Here is a 19,811-nt window from a genome sequence, read left to right as displayed (position 1 = left end):
GAGGGGGCTTTAAGGTGAGTACGATCCTTTCAACTATTCAGCGATATCCTTATTTCTTATTAGTATTAGCAACATTTTTCTGGGGGACTAATTTTGTTTTCAGCCGTTTAATCGTAGAATACGTACCCCCGCTGCAGCTATCTTTAATAAGATGGACATTAGCAAGTCTATTCTTTTTGCCATTCGTTTATAAAGAGCTCAGACAACATAAGACAGTGCTTTTAGCAAATTGGAAAGTACTTACGTTAATGGCGTTCACAGGAGTCGCTGGCTTTAATTCATTAATTTACATAGCCATTCAATACACCACCTCCATCAATGCATCACTCGTTAATTCGCTGTCACCGTTATTAATCGTTATTTTATCTGTATTCTTTCTAAAAGAACGTTTTTCAGCGGTTCAATTTGCCGGAGTGATGGTCTCACTTGTTGGGGTGATCATTGTGATCTCACAAGGTAGTTTTGAGCGCTTGCTCAGCTTGACCTTTAACCCGGGAGACCTTATCGTGTTAGTCGGTGTTTTTTGCTGGTCAATTTATTCGGTTGTCATGAAAAAATTCAGCGTCGGGCTGCCGAAGCGCCCGACATTTCTCGTTACAATGTACATCGGTATAATCGGGCTCTTTCCTTTTTTCTTATTTGAACGAACCTACGCACCGGCAGCCATTGCAGAACTGCCGCTAGAGGTGATCTTAGGTGTTGTTTATCTCGCTATTTTTCCAAGCATTGTGTCGTTTGTGTGTTGGAACGAGGGAATTATTCAAGTCGGTCCGGCTAAATCATCAAATTTTCTGCACCTGATTGTTTTGTTTACAGCCATTATTGCGGTTATAATCGGCGCAGAAACATTAACACTGAATCAGGTGATCGGCGGAGCTGCGATTTTAACCGGAGTCATCTTAGCATCTAATCCAGACTACTTGTATAAACGGTTAAGAAAAGCGAGCAGCCTTCATAAAAGCATGAGTCGATAATACGTTGAAAGGATGTTAGATCATGAGGCAAGTCTATTTAGATTACAATGCAAGTACGCCGATTGCACCTGAAGTACGCCAGGTCATGCTGCCCTTATTAGAAAATGATTTCGGAAACCCATCCGCATTGCATGGGTTTAGCAGAAATGCAAAGCGAGCAGTTGAACACTCGAGAACACAAATGGCAGACCTAATCGGTGCGAACCCTGAAGAGCTCATATTCACAAGCGGAGGCACAGAATCTAACAACCATGCGTTAAAAGGAGTTTATGATCATTACAAAGATCAAGGTAACCATATTATTACAACAAGCATTGAACATCCTGCTGTTATAGAGCCTTGCCGCTACTTATCACAGAATGGGGCAAAAATCACCCAGGTTGGAGTCGATGAGTATGGCCGTGTAGATCCTGATGAAATTGAACACGCAATAACAGAGGATACCATTCTCATTTCGGTTATGCACTCAAATAACGAGGTTGGAACCATTCAACCGATCAAAGAAATAGGAAAGCTGGCTAAAGAACGAGGAATTCTATTTCATACTGACGCGTCACAATCTCTTGGAAAAGTTGAGATCGACGTAGATGACTTACATGTAGATCTCTTAACCTTCGCAGGACATAAACTTTATGCCCCTAAAGGAATTGGAGCGCTATACATACGTGAGGGAGTTAAACTGAGCAATTTTATGCATGGTGCCGGGCATGAACGAGGGTTGCGCGCTGGTACGGAAAATGTCATTTTTGCAGCAGCTTTAGGGGAAGCGTGCAGGTTAGCAAAAGAAAACTTGCAGCAAAACGAAGAAATCAAGCAGCTGCGAGACTATTTCTGGGGAGAATTAAAGGAACATTTTCAAGAGAAGATCTCATTAAACGGCCACCCTGACCACCGCCTGCCAAACACACTGAATATTAATATGATCGGTCGTATCGGACAAGAGGTATTAGCACAGCTGTCACAAGTTGCCGCATCAACAGGCTCTGCCTGTCATGCAGGAGAAGTAACCCTTTCACCCGTGTTAAGCGAAATGGGAGTAAGAGAAGAAGAGGGAATGGGAGCGATAAGATTTAGCTTAGGAAAGTACACAACAAAAGAAGAGATCGAATATGTGTTAGAGCATATGAAAAAAATCTAATAGCTAAAGTTAGGGAGAAGTCAAACCGTCATAGGTTTGGCTTATTTCATTATAAGAATAAATGTTGGTAGACTTTGTAACTTTAATCAATGTAGTGACGTTATATGTTCATTAGATAAGTGTACAACTGTATAAAGACTAAGAATAGGATGAAAAACAATGAATACCTTACCAAGAAAAGCACCTAAATCATTTCAAACGGAAAGATTATGTTTACGTGCCCCTTTAAAAGAAGGTGATGGCCTTATTATTCATCAAGCAATAATCGAATCTATTCAAGAATTAAAGCCTTGGCTGCCATTTGTTCAGAATATACCTACTGAGGATGAAACCGAGAAATCCTGGCAGACTGCTTATCAAAAATTTATTGAAAAAGATTATTTTCGTTATCTTATTTTAACGAAAGAAAGAAAAGAATTTATTGGAGTGGCAAGCTTTGAGAACGTCGATTGGCGTATTCCTAAATGTGAAATAGGTTATTGGATAAACACAAAGTATAGCGGCAATGGATATATGATCGAAACCGTTCAAGAGTTAATAAAAATTGGTATTAATCAAATGAAATTTAACCGTATAGAAATCCGCTGTGAATCAACGAATGTAAAAAGTCGTGCGATTCCTGAGAAACTAGGGTTGAACTTAGAAGGCATTTTAAAGAACGAAGATAGGTCCGCAGACGGCAGCAAGCTGACGGATACATGTATTTACTCTATTACTCCTTAAATAGCTAGCTTTGGATCAATTAGCAGCTGCCTAAAACCTATTTATCTAGCAACCCTAAGAATATTGGAATTTTCTGCTATAATAAAAGTAAGATTACTAATCAAGCAGGAGGAATGTATATGATTTTAGGGGTAGATCACGTTCAGATAACGATACCTAAAGGAGCAGAGGAAGAAGGGAAATCCTTTTACTGCGATATTTTAGGGCTTAAAGAAGTGGAGAAACCTGATTCACTGAAAGGTAGAGGCGGTTTTTGGCTTGAAGCTGGCAGCCTCCAAGTACATGTAGGAACAGAAGAAGGCTTTGACAGACTATCAACGAAAGCCCATGTGGCCTATCAGGTAGAGGATATTTCTTTTTGGAGAGATCGTTTATCAGAGAACAAGATTGAGATTTTTGACTCCGTGCCGATTCCTGGCTTTGAACGCTTTGAGTTTAGAGATCCATTTGGTAATCGAGTAGAGATGATTCAAGAAATCAAGTAATTCAAAATCAACCAATTAATCAACGATGGGGAAGAGGGATCTAATGATAAAAAAACTCATTCCGCTAACCTTCTTGATCGTAATGCTAACTGTTTTATCGCCCAATTCAACTCATGCCCTTAGTTGTATTGAGTTTGAAGAGCCTGTAATCAATTATTTTGATCTTGCTATTATCGGGACAGTTACTAATATTAATAAAAAACCAAATGATTATATGTATCCGGTTGAAGTAGAAGTGGTTAAGAGCTGGAAGCAACAAGTTCCTTCTAAAATGGAGATGGACGTGGACTATACTTGGGGCTATGAATTCCAAAAGGATCAGACCTATCTGATTTACTTAAGTGTCGACGATCACAATTATATTAACAGCCCATGCAGTCCGGTCACTCAAGTTGATTCAGAAACTGATTATAAAGATTCCTCTCTTGGAGAAGAGTTTGAACCAGCTACAGCAGAGAACCAAGAGGCAGCAGCTGTGAACGGAAATCCCTTTTATATCCCGATATTTGTACTCATTACTATCATTTCAGCTATTCTTCTATTCTTGTTAATAAAAAGAAGCAGGACTAAATCCGAGTAGAGTTCTACTCGGACTTTTCTTATTTAAGCAGCTTTCTGTTTTGTCTGTCTGGGCCTGCTTCCTAAAAGCTGTACAATCAATACACCTGACAATGCCACCGCGCCCCCGATTAGAGAAAGGGCAGCTGGCCATTCACTCAGCCAAAGCCATGCAACAATAACCGCAATCACAGGTTCGGCATACATCATGCTGGTTACAGCACCAGCATTCCCATTGGATAACGCAATGGCCCATGTTACATAAGCGATGCCCGCCGGAAAAATCCCTACAAATAAAGCTGCTAGATGTGCTTCAAGACTAGCTTGTTGAAGAGAAGTGACAAGCCCTGGTGCAAAAAGGAAAAAGGGAATCGTTCCTGCCCAAGTAAAATAGGCTGTTAATTCAATCGGACTGTAGCGCATTAATAGCGGCTTTTGGAATACAAAGAAGATTGAAGTCGCCACTGCAGCCATTAATACAAAAAATGCGCCCGTAGAAATTGAAAACCCCTCGCTTGATGTACCTAATGTAATGAGTAAGATCCCTGTAAATCCAACGATTAGACCAAACCAGCCTGCAGCATTCGGCCTTTCTTTCAATCCGATTAAAGCAATTAATGCAGTAAATATAGGGGCTGCACCAATCAACATTCCAGCTGTCCCTGCTGAAACGGTCTCCATCCCAAAAGTGACCCCGATATGATAGAGGCTGATACCGACCCAGCCTAGTACAACAATACGTAGGAGGTCACGTGTGTGGGGAAGCTTAAAGCTTACCTTTGGCCACAAAGCATAGAGTAAAAATAAGCTTGAAGCAATGAGGTAACGCACTAACACTAAATGTCCCGCATCATATCCTCCCTGTAAGCTCGCACGAATCGCCGCAAATGTTGAACCCCATATTAAAATGGTAATAGACGCCATAATAACAGCCTTTCGATTCATATATATCCCCCTTAAATTACCAACCAATCTGTCTCATTGATTTCTATTGTAGAAGGCAGATGGTACAATGTCTCCAACCAGTCAGAAAATAAAAACCCAACCAATTTGAATGTAAGGAGGGTACCAAGTGAAGCAATCAAAATATAAGCAGGTGATGAATTTAATCACCGCAAAAATTACAGGCGGCGAATGGACCATCGGCAGCCAAATTCCGAGCCAGCGTGAGTTAGCTAAGCTTTTTCAAGTTAATAGAAGCACCATTATCACTGCGATTGAAGAATTAAAAGCTGACGGGTTGCTAGTGTCACACGTAGGCAAAGGAACGATTGTCGCCAATAATACTTGGTCTCTTATGAAAGTAGATAAACCGATTAATTGGAGCGGCAATATAACGCTAGGTATGCATAAGGAAAGTATGAAAACGGTCAAAATGATCAATGAATTAGAGGCAAAAGAAGAACTTATTCAACTAGGAAAAAGCGAGCTTTCCCCTGATTTATTTCCTAAAGCAGCGTTTCAGAATATAGTGCAGAACGTCTCCTCAACTTTTTATTCACTGGGTTATGAGGAACCTAAAGGAAATCTAAAGTTACGAGAGACAATATGCCATCAGCTTAAATCAAAAGGGATTCAAGCATCACCATCGTCTGTATTAATTGTATCCGGCGCCCTCCAGGCATTGCAGCTAATATCAATTGGACTATTAAATAAGGGCTCAACTGTTTACGTTGAAAGGCCTTCTTATGTACTATCCCTCTCGATCTTTCAATCAGGCGGGATGAAATTAGCAACTATACCTGCAGACTTAGAAGGCCCTATTCCTAAAGGTATGAAAGATCTGCATAACACAAAAGCACATTCTGTTTTATATACCATCCCGACTTTTCATAATCCAACCGGCTATGTAATGAGCGAAAGAAGACGTGAACATTTAATGCAGCTATGTGAGGACGAGCAAATACCAATCATTGAGGATGATGTATACGGTGATTTATGGATCGATGAAAAGCCGCCTAAACCGCTGAAAGCAAGTGATACATATGGAAATGTTCTGTATGTAGGCAGCTTATCAAAAACACTTGCACCTGGACTTAGGATCGGCTGGGTTGTCGGACCAGAATCTGTGATTGACCGCTTAGCCGATTTAAAAATGCAAACGGATTACGGCTCAAGCTCACTCTCCCAGCACGTAGCAGCTGAATGGCTTAAGAGCGAGAATTACGAACTCCATTTAGCCAAAGTAAGACAAGAACTTAAGGTTCGAAGGGATATGACTTTAAACGCTCTATCCAAACATCTTAGCACCGTGGCAGAATGGGAAGTACCAAAAGGGGGCTTTTTCATCTGGTTAAAGTTCCTGCCGCCTATTCAAAATAAACACCTTTTTGAAAAAGCACTAACTGCAGGAATCCTCATCAACCCTGGAAATATTTATGACAAGCACTCAACACAATACATTAGACTTTCTTACGGCTTTGCCGCATACGAAGAAATAGAGGCTGGTATTCGTAAACTAGGGGAAATGCTGAAGAACATTTAAAGTAGGATTACCTTATTTGAAGTGGTAAAATATAGAAGGGGGTGGGACTGTTGAATATACGAAAAGCGAACGTAGCTGATGCAGCAGGCATTGCAAAAGTCCATGTAGCCAGTTGGCGAACGACTTACAAAGGATTATTTTCTGATAAATTATTAGCAGGTCTCTCTTATGAAGAACGCGAGAAGTCTTGGATTAAGCAAATCCCAACAGGCCATGTGTTTGTTGCAGAAAATGATAACAGTGAAGTGATTGGCTTTGCTGCTGGAGGAAAAGAGCGAAGCGGAAATTATGAAGGTTATGATGGAGAACTACATATCATCTATCTTTTAAAGGATTATCAAGGGCAGGGAATAGGTGTGCACCTAGTGCGTCAAGTGGTAGATGAAATGATATGTTCCGGCTATCAATCTATGCTTTGTCTTGTCTTAGAAGGTAATCCATCACGCTACTTTTATGAAGCGATTGGCGGCAAGCTGATAGATCGAGTAGAAGGAGAGATTAGAGGCGAAAAGATAATTGATCTCGTATACGGCTGGGATCATCTTGATTTGTTTAAAGGAGACTGACATGAATATACGAAGCTCTGCTAAGGTCATCATTATCCAAAAAGGAAGTGTGTTACTTACTAAAAATCAAATGAATGAAGAATGCTTCTATCTATACGTACAGGGAATACAGTCTCCCGTTTATATTGGGGATATGAATTAAAGCAGTTGGCGGTGAAATGATTGTTTAGGCAAAAGAAAACTTTAGAAGAAATTAAAAATAAGGGGAAATGGCATTTTATTTTGACAGAAGGTGTGTTGAGCTGGGGAATTACTACAGCTGTTCTTTTCTATTTATTTATGAACTTTATTGAACATGGAATGAATCTTTCAATGTATATAACAAATGGATGGATCATCGATTTCGCTTCTATTTTATTTGCATTTCTAATTGGCGGACTCTTATTTGGCTGGGTTATGTGGAAACTCGTAGAAAGAAAACTGCCAAAAGATTAACGTTAAATACAGGGGGAGGGAAAATATGGACTGGGGAACCATCTTATATCAATTCATTGCTCTAATCACATTGATTGCCATTCCAGCAGTGGTGATATTCTTTATAAGACAATCAATCAAACGAAACAAACAGCTGCAGCGGATCGAGGATAAACTTAATTCACTAAAGAAAGAAAACAACACTTAAAGTATATTTATTGGGTTACATCCTCTTGCTATATCCTATACACTGTTTAAGGACATATTTATTGATTTACAGTATTAAAAGGGGAGAGAGATGTGGAGAGAGACATAAAGAAAGAGCAAACTCAAACTGCTTACACAACGCTTTATCATTACTTTAGCAAAATGAAAGGCGATCAAGTTAGAACCTCTAGTGTTCCTATTAAAGATAGCATGGTTAGTGCAGCAGGCAGTTTTATTGCTATCCTTGTTATTAGTGGAATTGCAATGCTCTTAGGGTACCCGATGATTTTAGGGCCAATGGGAGCTAGCTGCTTACTTGTTTTTGCAGCTCATGCAGGTCCGTTTTCGCAGCCAAGACAAATATTCGGCGGTCATTTAATAGCCTCAATAACCGCACTATCAATCTGGGATATCTTTGGTAGAAATCATTTAACAATTGGGATCACATTGGCCGTGATATTATTTTTAATGATAGTCATGAAGCTTGTGCATCCTCCGGCAGCGGCAAGCGGTATGGTTGCTATTAACACACAAGCAGGCTGGGGCTTCTTAGTCACCATAGCCGTTACCTCGATTGTACTGATTATCATTTCCGTCCTATACAATAATTTTTTCAAAGATAGGCAGTACCCTAAGCAATGGATTTAGCAGGAAAAGCCTAAATTTGCTTGATTTGTGAAAAACAGCTCTAATTCTGGGATATAGTTGAAGCATAAAGCGAATCAGGGGAATATATATGAACAGATTCACAAAAATTTAGGGCTAAGAAGGGCGAGTCGTGCAGCTGCGAAATATGCGGCTGCTCTTTTTTTGAAAAGATGTTTTGCATCCATTCCATCCTTTATGTTTTCTTTAGAATTGATTTGGTGTGATTATGGTAGAATGACAAGTAATTGGTATTTTTAAGAGATTGGTATTACACCCTCGTTTGTGGAAGCAGGAAGTGAGGCAGCATTTATGGGAGATTTACTCTTTATCATATTTATTATTTGGGTCCTAGTATATATCTTTACGTCTGAACCCGATAAAATGACTCCTGATGAAAAATCAGAGTTGAAAAGTGAATTAAAGACTAAGCCAATGATTGTGGTAGTTGCCGGTTTAGGAGTAATGGGGACCTTGCTCATGTTTATTGGCACTGTCATTAGCAGACCCTTTATTAGTTTAATCGGCACTTGGTTTATCACAGGCTACCTTGTCGGACAAGGATTCTTAATGTGGGAGAAAAATCGAGGGCTCAGTGGAATAGTTGTTATGGGTGCCATAGGCTTAAGTGTATACGGAAGCGGTGTTTACTTTTTGGGATGGTGATAAGGAGGCGATTTCATGGACTATATTATCTTATTCATTTTAAGCTTCATTTTATTATCAATTAGCACCACGGATAGGCGGCTTAAAAAAATAGAATATAAGTTAGATCAAATCTCGGATCAAGTTGGTGTAACAGGTTTGCCAGTTGATGATGAGATTCGTGAACTACTTAAGAAAGGACAAAGGGTAGAAGCGGTTAAATTAGCCAGGGATGAATTAGGTCTATCTCTAGTCGAAGGCAAAAAGTATGTGGATGGGTTGAGTGAGGAAGATTGATGGTCAAGAGAATTTTATTAATCATGTTTAGTCTGTTGGCAGCGGCCGTGATTCTAATACCTATCAGCTTATTTTACATCTTAAATAACGGAAACCCTTATCACAAATACCTTGTAAACAAGCATATCCCTCAGCATTTAGTAGAACTCGGTTATCCAGAGGAAGATATTATCGAGCAAGCATATCTACAGCCAAAACATCCTATAAATAATGATGTCTATCATGGTCATTACAAAGTTGTGTTTGCAGACGAGCCTCAGCTTGAATATTTATATGGATTCACGAAAAAAGGAAAAAACGTTGTTCAATTTTGCCAGAAGGAAACGTTGATCGCTCCCCGTCATTATGGAGAAATGACTACGGACGAAACAAAACATAGTGAAGAGGATTGTATAGGGTACTTTGATAACCGAGATTGAATCATTCATGAGTGTGGACCGGCGCAATAAATGAAAAAGAAGATACAATTGAAGAGGACATTTACACTATTATTGTTTGAACAGGCGCAATAAGCGCTAACTGACGCAATCATTATCGACATAAAACAATAATGAAATAAATACGAATAATTGCACATTTAAAAAATACAATGAAGCACCCAACTGACTCATTTCCCTGAGTTAATTAACTGCTTAAATAGAAAGAGATGATAAAATGGGACAGTTATTTAAAGATCAAAAAGATCCTGTTAGTACTCCTTTTGCAATTATCCATACATTATTACTGTTTGCAACCATCGCTGCACTCATTCTAGGCTTCATGAATAGCTTTGAAGGCATTTACGCCAATCTTGTCTTCTATGTTTTAATCGTTATGTCACTAGTGAACGGAATAGAGGCATATATTCGCAGTGAGAAATGGTGGACGATCTTACTAAGCGCCGTCCTCGTCATAGTCTGGTGTTATTTTGCTTTTTGGATGTAGGAACTGATTTCTAATTTATTTTGTCACTAAAGTAGAATAAAGAAACCTGGAGAAGATTATAGTCGCATACAACATTAAGGGAGGAGATACAGATGCCTGCTTGTAACGTAAATAATGTTGAGCTGTATTATGAAGTTCATGGAGAAGGTGAGCCGATCGTTTTTACGCACGGGGCTTCCTGGAACCATAAACTCTGGGATCCTCAAGTAGAGTATTTCTCAAACCATTATCAAGTAATCGTATGGGACGTCCGAGGGCATGGGGAATCTACCCTTCCGCCTGGAAGAATTGATACAGAGGATTTATCACGTGATTTGATCGGTTTACTAGATCATTTAGGGATAGAAAAAGCAACCTTATGCGGGCTTTCTATGGGAGGACATATTTCGATCCAAACTGCTATTAGGTATCCCCAGCGAGTTGATTCAATCATTTTAATTGGTGCCCCGTTTACGAGTCAGTTCAATTGGGTCGAGAAGTGGCTCTATCCAATGAACCTAGTATCAAATCGTTATCTATCTATGAGTATTTTTGCCAGATTGCAAGCGCGCTTTTTTTCAACGTACAATCCAGACAATAAAGTTTTTATAAAAGAAACGGTCAGTATGCTTCCACGAAAAAATTGGGTGAAGATTTGGGATGCTGTTACTCGAATGGATTCTAGTAAAGATCTAGAGAAGATCCTATGTCCTGCCTTAATTTTATACGGCGAATACGATATCCTGGTACGGCACCAGCAAGTGCACATGAATCGAATGATTCCAAAATCTACATTAAAAGTAATAAAACATGCTCATCATGCTACGAACTTAGATAACCCAAGAGATGTGAATGCTTATATTGATCATTTTTTAGAAAGCAGGTAAAGCAATGTCTCACGTGTTTCATATCAATCTAATGATTGCCAGGACAATTGAAAGGAAGACAGCGACCAAATTCCAAAGCATCGTCCTATACACAGTGCTCTATTTTGTTTTCACTGCTATATTAAACGTACTTACAAATGGTATAACTAATGAACTCATTCAATTGCTCATCACTCTTTTAACCACTTATTTATTGACCGGGATGATTTATGTAATCTTGTTTGAATGGAGGGATTGGTAAGGGAAATGAGAAAAGTACAAGTAGTACCTTATCAAAAGGACTGGCCGGATGCCTTTTATCGTGAACGTGAAAACATTCAACAAATACTCGGTGAACAATGTATTAGAGTCAGCCATATTGGCAGCACCGCTATACCTGAAATGGCAGCTAAACCTGTTATCGATATTCTTGTGGAAGTAGTTGATATTAATGAGACAGATCAATATAATGATTTATTTGCAAAGCTAGAGTACATAGCTTGCGGGGAAAACGGAATTCCTGGAAGAAGGTTCTTTATGAAAGGCGTAGATGATCGAACGCATCATATCCATACCTTTCAAACAGGTGACCCACACATCTTCAGACATCTGGCTTTCCGAGATTACCTTATACATCATGCAGAAGATGCCAGCCGATACATGAAGCAAAAGCAAGTACTAGCTCAACTATATCCATATAATATTAATCAGTACATAAAGGGGAAAGACGGGTTTATTAAAGAACTCGAGAAAAAAGCATTAGCTTGGTACAAAAACAGAAGTTGTTAAATGCAGTCTTTTATGAGAGGAAGTACCCTTACTATGTTTAGAAAGCGAAAGAATACGAATAAAGAACCGGAAATCTGGTACAGTTTAGCTATTATGACTGATCAGGAAATGTCAGATGAAGATTACGACCAAATCATGAATAAAATTGATGATCATGTTGATAAAGTAGGTTTTTCGTGTAATTTAACGAGAAGTACAAGCGATAAAGAGTATTTAATCGAACTTGAAGAGAAGATGAACCTCAACTCTTACACCAAGCCCAGCTATCTATTATTTAGGATTAGCCATAATGAAATTAAAGCAAAGGAGAAAGCATTAGAGAAAAAACATAGATTCAAGCATTTCTTTAATCTTATTTCTTTTGCAGAATATGATCTGATTGCCACAAAAGTTATGACAAGCCCACGCCATTTAGTTTTTTATTCAGACTCACTTGAGGAAGCAATTAAATTTCTTAAAGAGCATTAGGCTTGTGGAAAGAGGAGGCTCTTGATGCTAGGTAAACAATTAACCTCTTATATTCTAATAGGCGCTCTCATTGGCTTATTTTTTGGCGGGATGTGGCAAGGAATAAGTGCAATGGTACTGATCTATATCGCTATGAGATTTGACTATTTTATCCTTACATATGAAAAGAAGAATTTTGAGCAATAGAAGGACAGAACATTACATAGTGCCGGCCGGGAATTTAACCCGGCCGTTTTTTAAGTAACTTCAATAAAATAGTGCGCAGCAATATTCCTATCAAAAAACTAATGACCGCAACAATAACAGGCAGCCATAACGGACCTAATAAAAAGCCTGATAGATGTATACTTGGAGAAAAAACAATACCGATCGTCGTCATATACCCCGAAAATACAAAAGGAATAAAAGCATACTGTTCATTTATTCCCCCGCATTCGCGATACCCATCCCACAAAGCAAAAAAATATAAGCAGGAGTAAAACAAGAGCCACTGATAGTCGGTCACCCCAACAGCCCTTTGAGTCTCACCTTTAAGACTTAGAATGACGATTTCATTAATTCTAGCGTTAATATTAATAAGCAGGGCAAGTAAAAAGAAAAAGACTCCTTTTCCTAACCTTTTTGTCACTGTGATTTGAGCAAGACCCGGAAAGAACAAGTTCCAGGCAACCGCTTCTACTTTTTTATTCATACCCTTTTGACTTATTAGCCAATTCATTGCGGTCTGGTACTTGTGGGGGTTGTTCTAACCAGCCATTTTCAATCATTAAATTGGCACCGTCCTCAGCATAAAGAGAGATTTCCATTAATAACCTAGCGTATTTGAGGCCAATATCTTTTCTAGGACTAGCAGCCATGGCTGCCCCGTAATTACCTATACCTGCAGCGGACATCGCCGTAATGTGAAACAGCATTAGTTTATCAGAGAAAGGGGCAACTGTTGATTCAGTTACAGCAGAATCCCATGGACTTGGAACAGGAATATCATTTGTTTCAAGCAGCTTTCTAAAAATGGCTACCTGCTTATTAGCAATGTCTTTCCCACGTAAAATATAGCTGCGTAATTTATCAGAATGACAAACCTGTGAGAACCCAACCATTAAAGTCTTACCTATTGTATTCGTTTGTATATTCGTAAAGATGTGAGTTAATTCAACTGTATTAAGAGGCCTTTGTTTACCGAACATGCTTCCTAGATAATCTTGATCCTCTACCATCACAGCTTCTTTAGGATACGGAATGTAAGGGGGTCTGTTATGTATACCTTTTGCTTTTGTCACTTCTTTAATTAAACAGTGAAGATCCTCTGCATCCCGAGTTACTTTTCTGAAAAATTCTACAATGTCTGTACGGCTAGAAGTGCTTATGACAACCCCGCCAGCAGCCATTCCTAATGTGGATAGATGTAGAAGGTAATAAATATAAAACGTATCTGAAAACAATCTAGGTGCACCCATTACTAAATCGTTTTCAGAAAAACCTATAGGCTTAGCAATACCTTCTTTTTTATATAGCTTTTCAATAAATTCTACGTGTAATGTGGTGCTGTTTAACGCCTTTTTAAGTACTTTCTTTACTTCTTCATCCTCTACATGTTCCAAGTAATAATGCAGAACTTGAGAGGCAGCTGAATCATTTAAATATTGTGTCCACAAGTTCATTAACTCTGAAGAAGTTAACCTAAGCTCTTTATCATTCTTCACTTTAATTCCCTCCATTCCTACCCTTAGTATCCCCAATATCAGCTAAATTACTTCATTTAAATGGATAGAACAATAAGAATCAGGACAATTATCGTTATTAGCTGGAATGGGGGAAAAGCCGTATAAAAAGGAGTAAACGTTGTTTGAGAGGTCGAATTTCGGAGCTGAAATGGACACCAATTGTATAGACATGGTTGATATGCTTATATAAGATACATCTATAAACTGAAAATTCGAATAGATTTGGAAAAAGATGGTTTTAATGGGTTTACTTCACTTGAATTTGGGTAGATAAATAGTAAGCTTCCTAAGGTATAATCATCATTACTGTCATTTAATGATTAAATTAGGAGAGGGGTCAAGTATATGGAAAATTTACAAATAAGAAGGCTTCAAAGATACTTTATCCTTGCTAAAGTCGCCTTTGGATCCACTTTTTACGTAAATTTGTATCAAAGTAGTTCATCCACATTTCTACAGCCGCCTTCACCTAAAATTGAAAAGTCCTGTTATATATCGTTATTAAATCAAGGGTACATAGAACCAGCCTATGGGAGTTCATCAGGAAATCAATCCTATCGACTAACTCCCTTAGGCCGTAATTATCTTATAACTCAGGCCACTGATTGGACCGAAGAAGTGAAAAGGCATATTCATACCCTCAAGCCTTTACTCGAATCAAAACGTGCCAGGGTGAGTAAGCTTACGAATTATGCATTTATGTCTCAATATCTTAATTATGCTCATGTTATTCCTTTTTATATTTTACTGATCTTTAAAAATGAAGAAATTCCGTTAAAGATCACGGAAATTGAAAAGAAAATTAAAAGGCTGTATGGATTTCATACCACTACCCCTACAGTAAAAAGATATGTGCTTATATTAGAAGAAAAAGAGTATATCAAACGAATAGAAGGAGCTTCCGCTGCTTCATTTGTTTACAATCAAGCTAAAACCATTGCTTGGAGCACCTATAGAACAGCAGCTTATAAGGAAATAGAGAACGGAATTCATCACCTGCAAGAACTCGTACAATTATTTGAACATATCATAAAATGGCCAAGCACCAAGAATCTTCAGTATATCTAGGGTTACAAGGGAGTTGGAGCTAACATACATGTTTAATAATGAAGAGTATTCAAGAAGGTTTTTTGAAAATTTCAGTGATGACTTCTTATTAGAAGCACATCATATGTCCCTGAAAAAAGGTCTTGATCATACATTTATCTCCTTATTAGAAGAGGAACTTGAAATACGTGGAATTCATAAAGATGACTTAAAGTAAAAGAGCCGCAGTCTAAGAAACTTCGAAAGCATACACCTTTATATTTCTGCTACAAAGCTCCTCAAATCAATTAAACCCTTACACGCTAAACAGGTTAAATCCCCAGCGTGCTTTAGGGTTTTATTTATGTAATGTCTTAAGAGATTAAAGAGCGGTAAGTAAAACCTCTATTGTATTTTATGTTTTTTTGTTAAGGTTAAAGTAATGATGAATAAGGACATATAATGTTTGTTTTTATAGAATATTGGATGTATGTCCCTGTTTAACTTGAAAGGGCGTTTTACATGAAATTGATTCAATCGGTATTTGCTGCTTTTCTAACAACCATGCTCATTTGTATCATTGTGCTTGTTGGGGAAAATATCCTTCTTTCCTTTATGTCTCAAGGTGTGGGGCTTCCTTCGGGGTTAAATATCTTTTTTCTTGTGCTTTTAGGTTCTCCGATCTTTTTCCTTATATTATCTGTTGTTTTCTATATGAACATGGATCGTTTTAAAGATTATTTGTCCTAGAAGTGTATACATAGGAATATTTTTGGATCCATACAACAAGTTTTTCGATTTCAGGGAGTCATAATTGAATAAGGATTTATGAAACGTAACGGTGCTGAATTCTAGCACCGTTATTTTTATTAGCACCAAAAAAACCATGTTATGAAACCTGACACACCATTTGAATTAACTTCCAATCATTCGTATACTAAACTCCATTAGAAGTATTTTAAATTATCAGACATTTTAAAGAGCGGTATGACGATTAAAAAAATTGGAGGAGAGTTTATGTTATCAACGTCCACGGGGTATTTGATTTTATTCATTTTTGGCAGTTTTTTTACCATCTTGACCATTGTAATGCAGCGCAGACGAAAGACTGCTATGACAGCGGAACAATTCAGCACGGCAGGCAGGAATGTTGGTGTAGGACTGGCAAGCGCATCTATTATTGCCGCTTGGACATGGGCAGCCACATTAATGATGTCATCATCGACAGGTTTTCAATACGGAATAAGCGGTCCTTATTGGTATGCAGCTGGTGCTTGTATTCAAGTATTGTTATTTGCAATCGTTGCGATTCACTTAAAACGGAAAGCACCTAAAGCTCACACGTTTCTTGAATTTATCGGAAAACGTTTTGACAAGAATAATCATAAATTAATGATGGTTTTTGCCTTAATGACCAACATAATTGTAACATCCATGGTTATTTTAGGAGGGGCTATCGCTCTTAACTCATTAACTGGAATGAATATTTACATAGCGGCCTTTTTAATTCCTTTAACCTTCACCATCTATACAATGATTGGCGGCTTGAAAGCTTCATTTATTGCCGATTATTTAAACACAGTCATGATTTTTGTTATCTTAACGATTTTTGCTGCTGCAGTTTATATGCAATTCGGTGTTCAAACCGTATATGAGGGGTTACGTTCTCTTCCTGAATCACAGCAAATGCTGACAATGGCGTCGATTCCAGGTTTATTATTTGGAATGATCAACATTATAGGAAACTTCGGAACCGTATTTGTTGATCAATCTTACTGGCAGCGAGCCATTGCAAGTAAGGACAGTGCCGCTTCTAAAGCATACATTTACGGTGGGATTGCTTGGTTTTCCATTCCTTTTGCTATCGCTACATTCCTCGGTGTAACCGCTGCCGGCTTAGGTTTAAATGTAGGGGACCCGGATGCATCAGCACCATTAATGGCAGCTCATGTACTGGGAACGGTTGGCTCAATTTTATTTTTAGTGATGCTGTTTATGGCTGTCATGTCAACAGGAGCTGCTGAATTAACAGCCATTACGAATATTATTGTCACAGATATTTACCGTAAATCAATAAACCCGTTAGCAAGCAGTGCAAAGACTTTAAAAGTATCTCGCATCGTTACGTTAAGTTTCGGTTTAGCGATGGGTTTCTTTTCTATATTGCTATTTAGTATCGGTATAGGCCTTGGTTTCGTCTATATGGCAATGGGGATCTTTGTTAGTGGTGCGGTCATTCCATTAACGATCGGCCTATTGTGGAAGCGAGCAACGAATAATGGCTGCTTCTGGGGGGCATTACTCGGTATGGTCTCTGGAGTGACTGTCTGGAATGTTTCTGCATATGTTATGCATGGTGCAATAAATGTTGAATCACTTGGCCATCTTCATTCTATGCTGTTCGGCAACCTGACTGTCTTTATCGTCAGCGGTGTCATTTCAATCGGCCATGCGCTTATGTCTAATGAACAATTTGACTTTGAAGCAATGAAAGATTCTTTCAAAAGCTTTGATGATGAACAAGAAGAATTAATTGTGGTTGCTAAGAAGGAGGTTGTGTAAGAAATGAATGATAAGCAGCTGATTAAAGATGCAAAGCTGTGTACTCGCTGGGCTTTAGCGTTAACATTTATACTCATATTTGCTTTTCCGGGAGTGATGTTTGTAACAGGTTATAATTATAGCCTGCAATTCTTTCAAGGCTGGACCTATCTTGCATTTATCTGGTTATTAACCGCCGGCATATATACCGCCGTTCGTCCATGGGTTGAATATTTTTTAGAGAAAAAGCGATCTGAAAATGTTTAATAAAAGTATTTTGATATCTAACAAAAATGAATCAGGAAATATTTGAAAGGTGCATGCATATCCTATAAAATTAAAGAGAAATGTAGACGACAACCATACACGTTTGTCGTCTTTTTTGAGCTGAAAGTTTTAATAAAATAGGAGGTGTGACTTATGAATCTGTTCTTTGACCTCACTTGGACTCTATTTCCATTTATATTAGCAGCTGCAGCTGTTTTGGGTTTAACTGCCTTATTCAGCTTGTTTATTAAGAGTCGATATCTATTAGCTACAATAGTAGGGCTCATAGTCTTAAGCGGAATAATTATTGTCATTCAAGCTCCTTACACTAGCTTCACTTCTGAATTTTCAAATCATATGAACCAGAATTCTACGATTGAAAAAATTGAACTTGCCGCCTATGATACGGCCGGTGACAATCATGATAAAGAAGTGAGCCTTACCGTATTAGAAAAGGATGTAATCGAGAAAATCTTATCTGATTTAAATCAAATGACATTAAAAGAAGCCCGCCATAACGAGCACCCTCTGAAATACTCAATCACTTTTGTGATCACAAATGAATTAGGGGATAGACAATATCAGACAAAGACTACTACTTATTATATGAATGATAGTCATTTTGATCAATATGAAATAACTAGTGATGGCAGTCATTTGCAGACAATCCAGCATCTAATTGAGAAAAACAGATAAGAAAAATTCATTTTTAAAAAAGGTATATTGTTACTTTTGGTAGAATATGTAGGAAAGAAGTAGAATTTAGCACATGTAAAAAGATATAACACCTTTAATCGTTAACGTTTGTAGGAATAGTGATAGAGCCTAGCAGATCAGCTTCATACCAGCATCTCCCTTCCTTAATACTATTAGCGGTTTTAGTTCTCCAAAGTATGTTTTAAAATTGAGAGGAGACTAACCATGGAAAAAGTGATGTGGAAGCACGTAAAACAATTTGGTTTTGAATGCTGTTTATTAACATCTGAAGATGCGGAGTTAACTGCCCAAGGCACAATGATCTATGAAACAACATCCCCTGCACAAGCCCATGTGGTCAACTATTTTATTAAATTTGATGAAAAATGGATTACAAGGAATGTTGAGATCTGTGTGGATGACTACTATAAATTAATTCTAAGTACAGACGGTGAAGGTAATTGGTTTAATGTAGCTGGTAATTCTATACAAAAGCTAAAAGGTGCCATTGATATAGACATTTCAAACTCTCCCTTTTCTAATTCCTTGCCTATAAATCGCTTAAGCTGGAAATTAAGTGATCACTACTTTATCGATGTCGTTTATATTTCCCTTCCTACTCTTGAAATCAAAAAAATTCCACAATCCTATAAATTCCTATACCAAGATGGATGCTTACGATATTTCCACTATCAATGTGGGAAAAGATTCGAACAAACATTAAGTGTTGATACCAACGGTTTAGTCTTTCGGTCTCCGAAGCTGTTTGAACGTTTACTGTAACTTACAATAAATAGGCCATTCACCCTATTACAAATTCTTCCTGACACATTATAATGAGTGAAGCAGTAATCACTTTACGTAGTTAGGGGATAGCAAGTTGAACAAAAAGGTAACATTCAGCATTGGGACGGTTATCATGGTTTTAATTGGAGGATATGTTCTTTATCAAACATTCTTTGGCAAAACTGCTCTGATGACCACCTATTTAGAAGAAACAGAAGGAATTACAGATGAATATCTGATGCTGATACAAGAGGAAATGGACATTGATGATCCAGAAGAATTAGCTCTTTTCACTGAAGAGAAGCTGATCCTCTCACTCGAACAATTAGTCTCTCAATCAGAGGAACTACGAAACAACTATTCAAATGAAGAGCTTCTTAACGTACATGCGATGCTGCCGCAAGCATTTAAGCTATTAATAGAAGCAAATGAGAGCTGGCTTTTAGGCAATGAGGATTCAGATGAATTGTTTGTTGCGGCTGACGAAAGCTATCTTCATTATGAAAAAGAGTTAGAAAAGCTCGCTTCAAAATGGGGAATCGAAATTGTGTGGGAAGAAATCGAATAATGATCAGCCCTTCACGTATGAAGGGCTTTTTATATTGAAA

The 19,811-nt window shown here is 38.1% G+C and carries 30 protein-coding genes; 27 read left to right on the top strand and 3 right to left on the bottom strand.

Annotation, left to right across the window (positions count from 1 at the left end):
- Window positions 1-14: 14 nt before the first annotated feature.
- The 5 genes from BPOF4_RS08520 to BPOF4_RS08500 all read left to right on the top strand — a co-directional run bounded on the left by BPOF4_RS08520 (window position 15) and on the right by BPOF4_RS08500 (window position 3,900).
- On the top strand, window positions 15-974 hold the full coding sequence (locus BPOF4_RS08520; protein ID WP_012958717.1) for a DMT family transporter: 960 nt from the start codon (window positions 15-17) through the stop codon (window positions 972-974).
- A 22-nt stretch (window positions 975-996) separates the two neighbouring features.
- A complete protein-coding gene (locus tag BPOF4_RS08515) occupies window positions 997-2,112 on the top strand; it encodes a cysteine desulfurase family protein (RefSeq protein WP_012958716.1) in 1,116 nt (371 codons plus the stop codon).
- 159 nt (window positions 2,113-2,271) lie between these two features.
- A complete protein-coding gene (locus BPOF4_RS08510; protein ID WP_012958715.1) occupies window positions 2,272-2,835 on the top strand; it encodes a GNAT family N-acetyltransferase in 564 nt (187 codons plus the stop codon).
- A gap of 119 nt (window positions 2,836-2,954) precedes the next feature.
- Entirely contained in the window at window positions 2,955-3,320 is a 366-nt protein-coding gene (locus tag BPOF4_RS08505; RefSeq protein WP_012958714.1) for a VOC family protein, read from the top strand.
- A gap of 43 nt (window positions 3,321-3,363) precedes the next feature.
- Window positions 3,364-3,900: a hypothetical protein gene (locus tag BPOF4_RS08500; RefSeq protein ID WP_012958713.1), complete on the top strand. Its 537-nt coding sequence runs from the start codon at window positions 3,364-3,366 to the stop codon at window positions 3,898-3,900.
- Between the two features lie 23 nt (window positions 3,901-3,923).
- Here the strand turns inward: BPOF4_RS08500 and BPOF4_RS08495 are convergent, their stop codons facing one another.
- Window positions 3,924-4,823 (bottom strand): DMT family transporter, encoded by a 900-nt coding sequence (locus BPOF4_RS08495; RefSeq protein ID WP_012958712.1) that lies wholly within the window; start codon window positions 4,821-4,823, stop codon window positions 3,924-3,926.
- A 127-nt stretch (window positions 4,824-4,950) separates the two neighbouring features.
- Here BPOF4_RS08495 and BPOF4_RS08490 point away from each other — a divergent pair, with 127 nt between their 5' ends.
- From BPOF4_RS08490 to BPOF4_RS22445, 14 genes are all read left to right on the top strand, one after another.
- On the top strand, window positions 4,951-6,363 hold the full coding sequence (locus BPOF4_RS08490) for an aminotransferase-like domain-containing protein (protein ID WP_012958711.1): 1,413 nt from the start codon (window positions 4,951-4,953) through the stop codon (window positions 6,361-6,363).
- A gap of 50 nt (window positions 6,364-6,413) precedes the next feature.
- Complete coding sequence (locus BPOF4_RS08485; RefSeq protein ID WP_012958710.1) at window positions 6,414-6,929, top strand: GNAT family N-acetyltransferase; 516 nt, start codon at window positions 6,414-6,416, stop codon at window positions 6,927-6,929.
- Between the two features lies 1 nt (window position 6,930).
- Window positions 6,931-7,071 (top strand): NUDIX hydrolase, encoded by a 141-nt coding sequence (locus tag BPOF4_RS22175; RefSeq protein ID WP_012958709.1) that lies wholly within the window; start codon window positions 6,931-6,933, stop codon window positions 7,069-7,071.
- Window positions 7,072-7,091: 20 nt separating this feature from the next.
- Window positions 7,092-7,364, top strand: coding sequence for a hypothetical protein (locus tag BPOF4_RS08480; protein WP_012958708.1), 273 nt, complete (start codon window positions 7,092-7,094; stop codon window positions 7,362-7,364).
- 25 nt (window positions 7,365-7,389) lie between these two features.
- A complete protein-coding gene (locus tag BPOF4_RS21940) occupies window positions 7,390-7,551 on the top strand; it encodes a hypothetical protein (RefSeq protein ID WP_012958707.1) in 162 nt (53 codons plus the stop codon).
- Between the two features lie 92 nt (window positions 7,552-7,643).
- The gene (locus tag BPOF4_RS08475; RefSeq protein WP_012958706.1) at window positions 7,644-8,198 is read left to right on the top strand and encodes an HPP family protein; all 555 of its coding nucleotides are present in this window, start codon (window positions 7,644-7,646) and stop codon (window positions 8,196-8,198) included.
- Between the two features lie 282 nt (window positions 8,199-8,480).
- Window positions 8,481-8,861 (top strand): hypothetical protein, encoded by a 381-nt coding sequence (locus tag BPOF4_RS08470; protein WP_158305559.1) that lies wholly within the window; start codon window positions 8,481-8,483, stop codon window positions 8,859-8,861.
- A gap of 15 nt (window positions 8,862-8,876) precedes the next feature.
- Window positions 8,877-9,137 carry a hypothetical protein gene (locus tag BPOF4_RS08465; protein ID WP_012958704.1) on the top strand — a complete coding sequence of 87 codons (261 nt, stop codon included), beginning with the start codon at window positions 8,877-8,879 and terminating at the stop codon, window positions 9,135-9,137.
- Window positions 9,137-9,556: a DUF3139 domain-containing protein gene (locus tag BPOF4_RS08460; protein ID WP_012958703.1), complete on the top strand. Its 420-nt coding sequence runs from the start codon at window positions 9,137-9,139 to the stop codon at window positions 9,554-9,556. The genes BPOF4_RS08465 and BPOF4_RS08460 overlap by 1 nt, the downstream gene beginning before the upstream one ends.
- 235 nt (window positions 9,557-9,791) lie before the next feature.
- Window positions 9,792-10,061 (top strand): hypothetical protein, encoded by a 270-nt coding sequence (locus BPOF4_RS08455; RefSeq protein WP_012958702.1) that lies wholly within the window; start codon window positions 9,792-9,794, stop codon window positions 10,059-10,061.
- 92 nt (window positions 10,062-10,153) lie between these two features.
- Window positions 10,154-10,927 (top strand): alpha/beta fold hydrolase, encoded by a 774-nt coding sequence (locus BPOF4_RS08450; RefSeq protein WP_012958701.1) that lies wholly within the window; start codon window positions 10,154-10,156, stop codon window positions 10,925-10,927.
- 246 nt (window positions 10,928-11,173) lie between these two features.
- Window positions 11,174-11,695, top strand: coding sequence for a GrpB family protein (locus tag BPOF4_RS08440; RefSeq protein ID WP_012958700.1), 522 nt, complete (start codon window positions 11,174-11,176; stop codon window positions 11,693-11,695).
- A 33-nt stretch (window positions 11,696-11,728) separates the two neighbouring features.
- The gene (locus BPOF4_RS08435) at window positions 11,729-12,163 is read left to right on the top strand and encodes a hypothetical protein (RefSeq protein ID WP_012958699.1); all 435 of its coding nucleotides are present in this window, start codon (window positions 11,729-11,731) and stop codon (window positions 12,161-12,163) included.
- A 24-nt stretch (window positions 12,164-12,187) separates the two neighbouring features.
- Window positions 12,188-12,349: a hypothetical protein gene (locus tag BPOF4_RS22445; protein ID WP_012958698.1), complete on the top strand. Its 162-nt coding sequence runs from the start codon at window positions 12,188-12,190 to the stop codon at window positions 12,347-12,349.
- A 34-nt stretch (window positions 12,350-12,383) separates the two neighbouring features.
- Here the strand turns inward: BPOF4_RS22445 and BPOF4_RS08430 are convergent, their stop codons facing one another.
- Window positions 12,384-12,881, bottom strand: coding sequence for a hypothetical protein (locus tag BPOF4_RS08430; RefSeq protein ID WP_218959104.1), 498 nt, complete (start codon window positions 12,879-12,881; stop codon window positions 12,384-12,386).
- Window positions 12,847-13,866, bottom strand: coding sequence for a DUF3231 family protein (locus tag BPOF4_RS08425; protein WP_012958696.1), 1,020 nt, complete (start codon window positions 13,864-13,866; stop codon window positions 12,847-12,849). The genes BPOF4_RS08430 and BPOF4_RS08425 overlap by 35 nt, the downstream gene beginning before the upstream one ends.
- A 366-nt stretch (window positions 13,867-14,232) precedes the next feature.
- On the opposite strand from BPOF4_RS08425, the gene BPOF4_RS08420 reads away from it, so the two are divergent.
- From BPOF4_RS08420 to BPOF4_RS08390, 8 genes are all read left to right on the top strand, one after another.
- A complete protein-coding gene (locus BPOF4_RS08420; protein WP_012958695.1) occupies window positions 14,233-14,955 on the top strand; it encodes a hypothetical protein in 723 nt (240 codons plus the stop codon).
- Window positions 14,956-14,983: 28 nt separating this feature from the next.
- A complete protein-coding gene (gene sda / locus BPOF4_RS21625) occupies window positions 14,984-15,151 on the top strand; it encodes a sporulation histidine kinase inhibitor Sda (RefSeq protein ID WP_012958694.1) in 168 nt (55 codons plus the stop codon).
- A 284-nt stretch (window positions 15,152-15,435) separates the two neighbouring features.
- Entirely contained in the window at window positions 15,436-15,663 is a 228-nt protein-coding gene (locus BPOF4_RS08415) for a hypothetical protein (RefSeq protein WP_012958693.1), read from the top strand.
- Window positions 15,664-15,930: 267 nt separating this feature from the next.
- Complete coding sequence (locus BPOF4_RS08410; protein ID WP_012958692.1) at window positions 15,931-17,475, top strand: sodium:solute symporter family protein; 1,545 nt, start codon at window positions 15,931-15,933, stop codon at window positions 17,473-17,475.
- Window positions 17,476-17,478: 3 nt separating this feature from the next.
- Window positions 17,479-17,721 carry a hypothetical protein gene (locus tag BPOF4_RS08405; RefSeq protein WP_012958691.1) on the top strand — a complete coding sequence of 81 codons (243 nt, stop codon included), beginning with the start codon at window positions 17,479-17,481 and terminating at the stop codon, window positions 17,719-17,721.
- A gap of 153 nt (window positions 17,722-17,874) precedes the next feature.
- Window positions 17,875-18,417 carry a hypothetical protein gene (locus tag BPOF4_RS08400; protein ID WP_012958690.1) on the top strand — a complete coding sequence of 181 codons (543 nt, stop codon included), beginning with the start codon at window positions 17,875-17,877 and terminating at the stop codon, window positions 18,415-18,417.
- A 225-nt stretch (window positions 18,418-18,642) separates the two neighbouring features.
- Entirely contained in the window at window positions 18,643-19,200 is a 558-nt protein-coding gene (locus tag BPOF4_RS08395; protein WP_012958689.1) for a putative glycolipid-binding domain-containing protein, read from the top strand.
- A gap of 97 nt (window positions 19,201-19,297) precedes the next feature.
- Window positions 19,298-19,771 (top strand): hypothetical protein, encoded by a 474-nt coding sequence (locus tag BPOF4_RS08390; RefSeq protein WP_012958688.1) that lies wholly within the window; start codon window positions 19,298-19,300, stop codon window positions 19,769-19,771.
- Window positions 19,772-19,811 lie beyond the last annotated feature (40 nt).

It is taken from the genome of Alkalihalophilus pseudofirmus OF4, from assembly GCF_000005825.2.
GTDB lineage: Bacteria > Bacillota > Bacilli > Bacillales > Bacillaceae_D > Alkalihalophilus > Alkalihalophilus pseudofirmus.
Note: the sequence above shows the minus strand (reverse complement) of the source record. Positions and strands in the feature narration are given on the sequence as shown.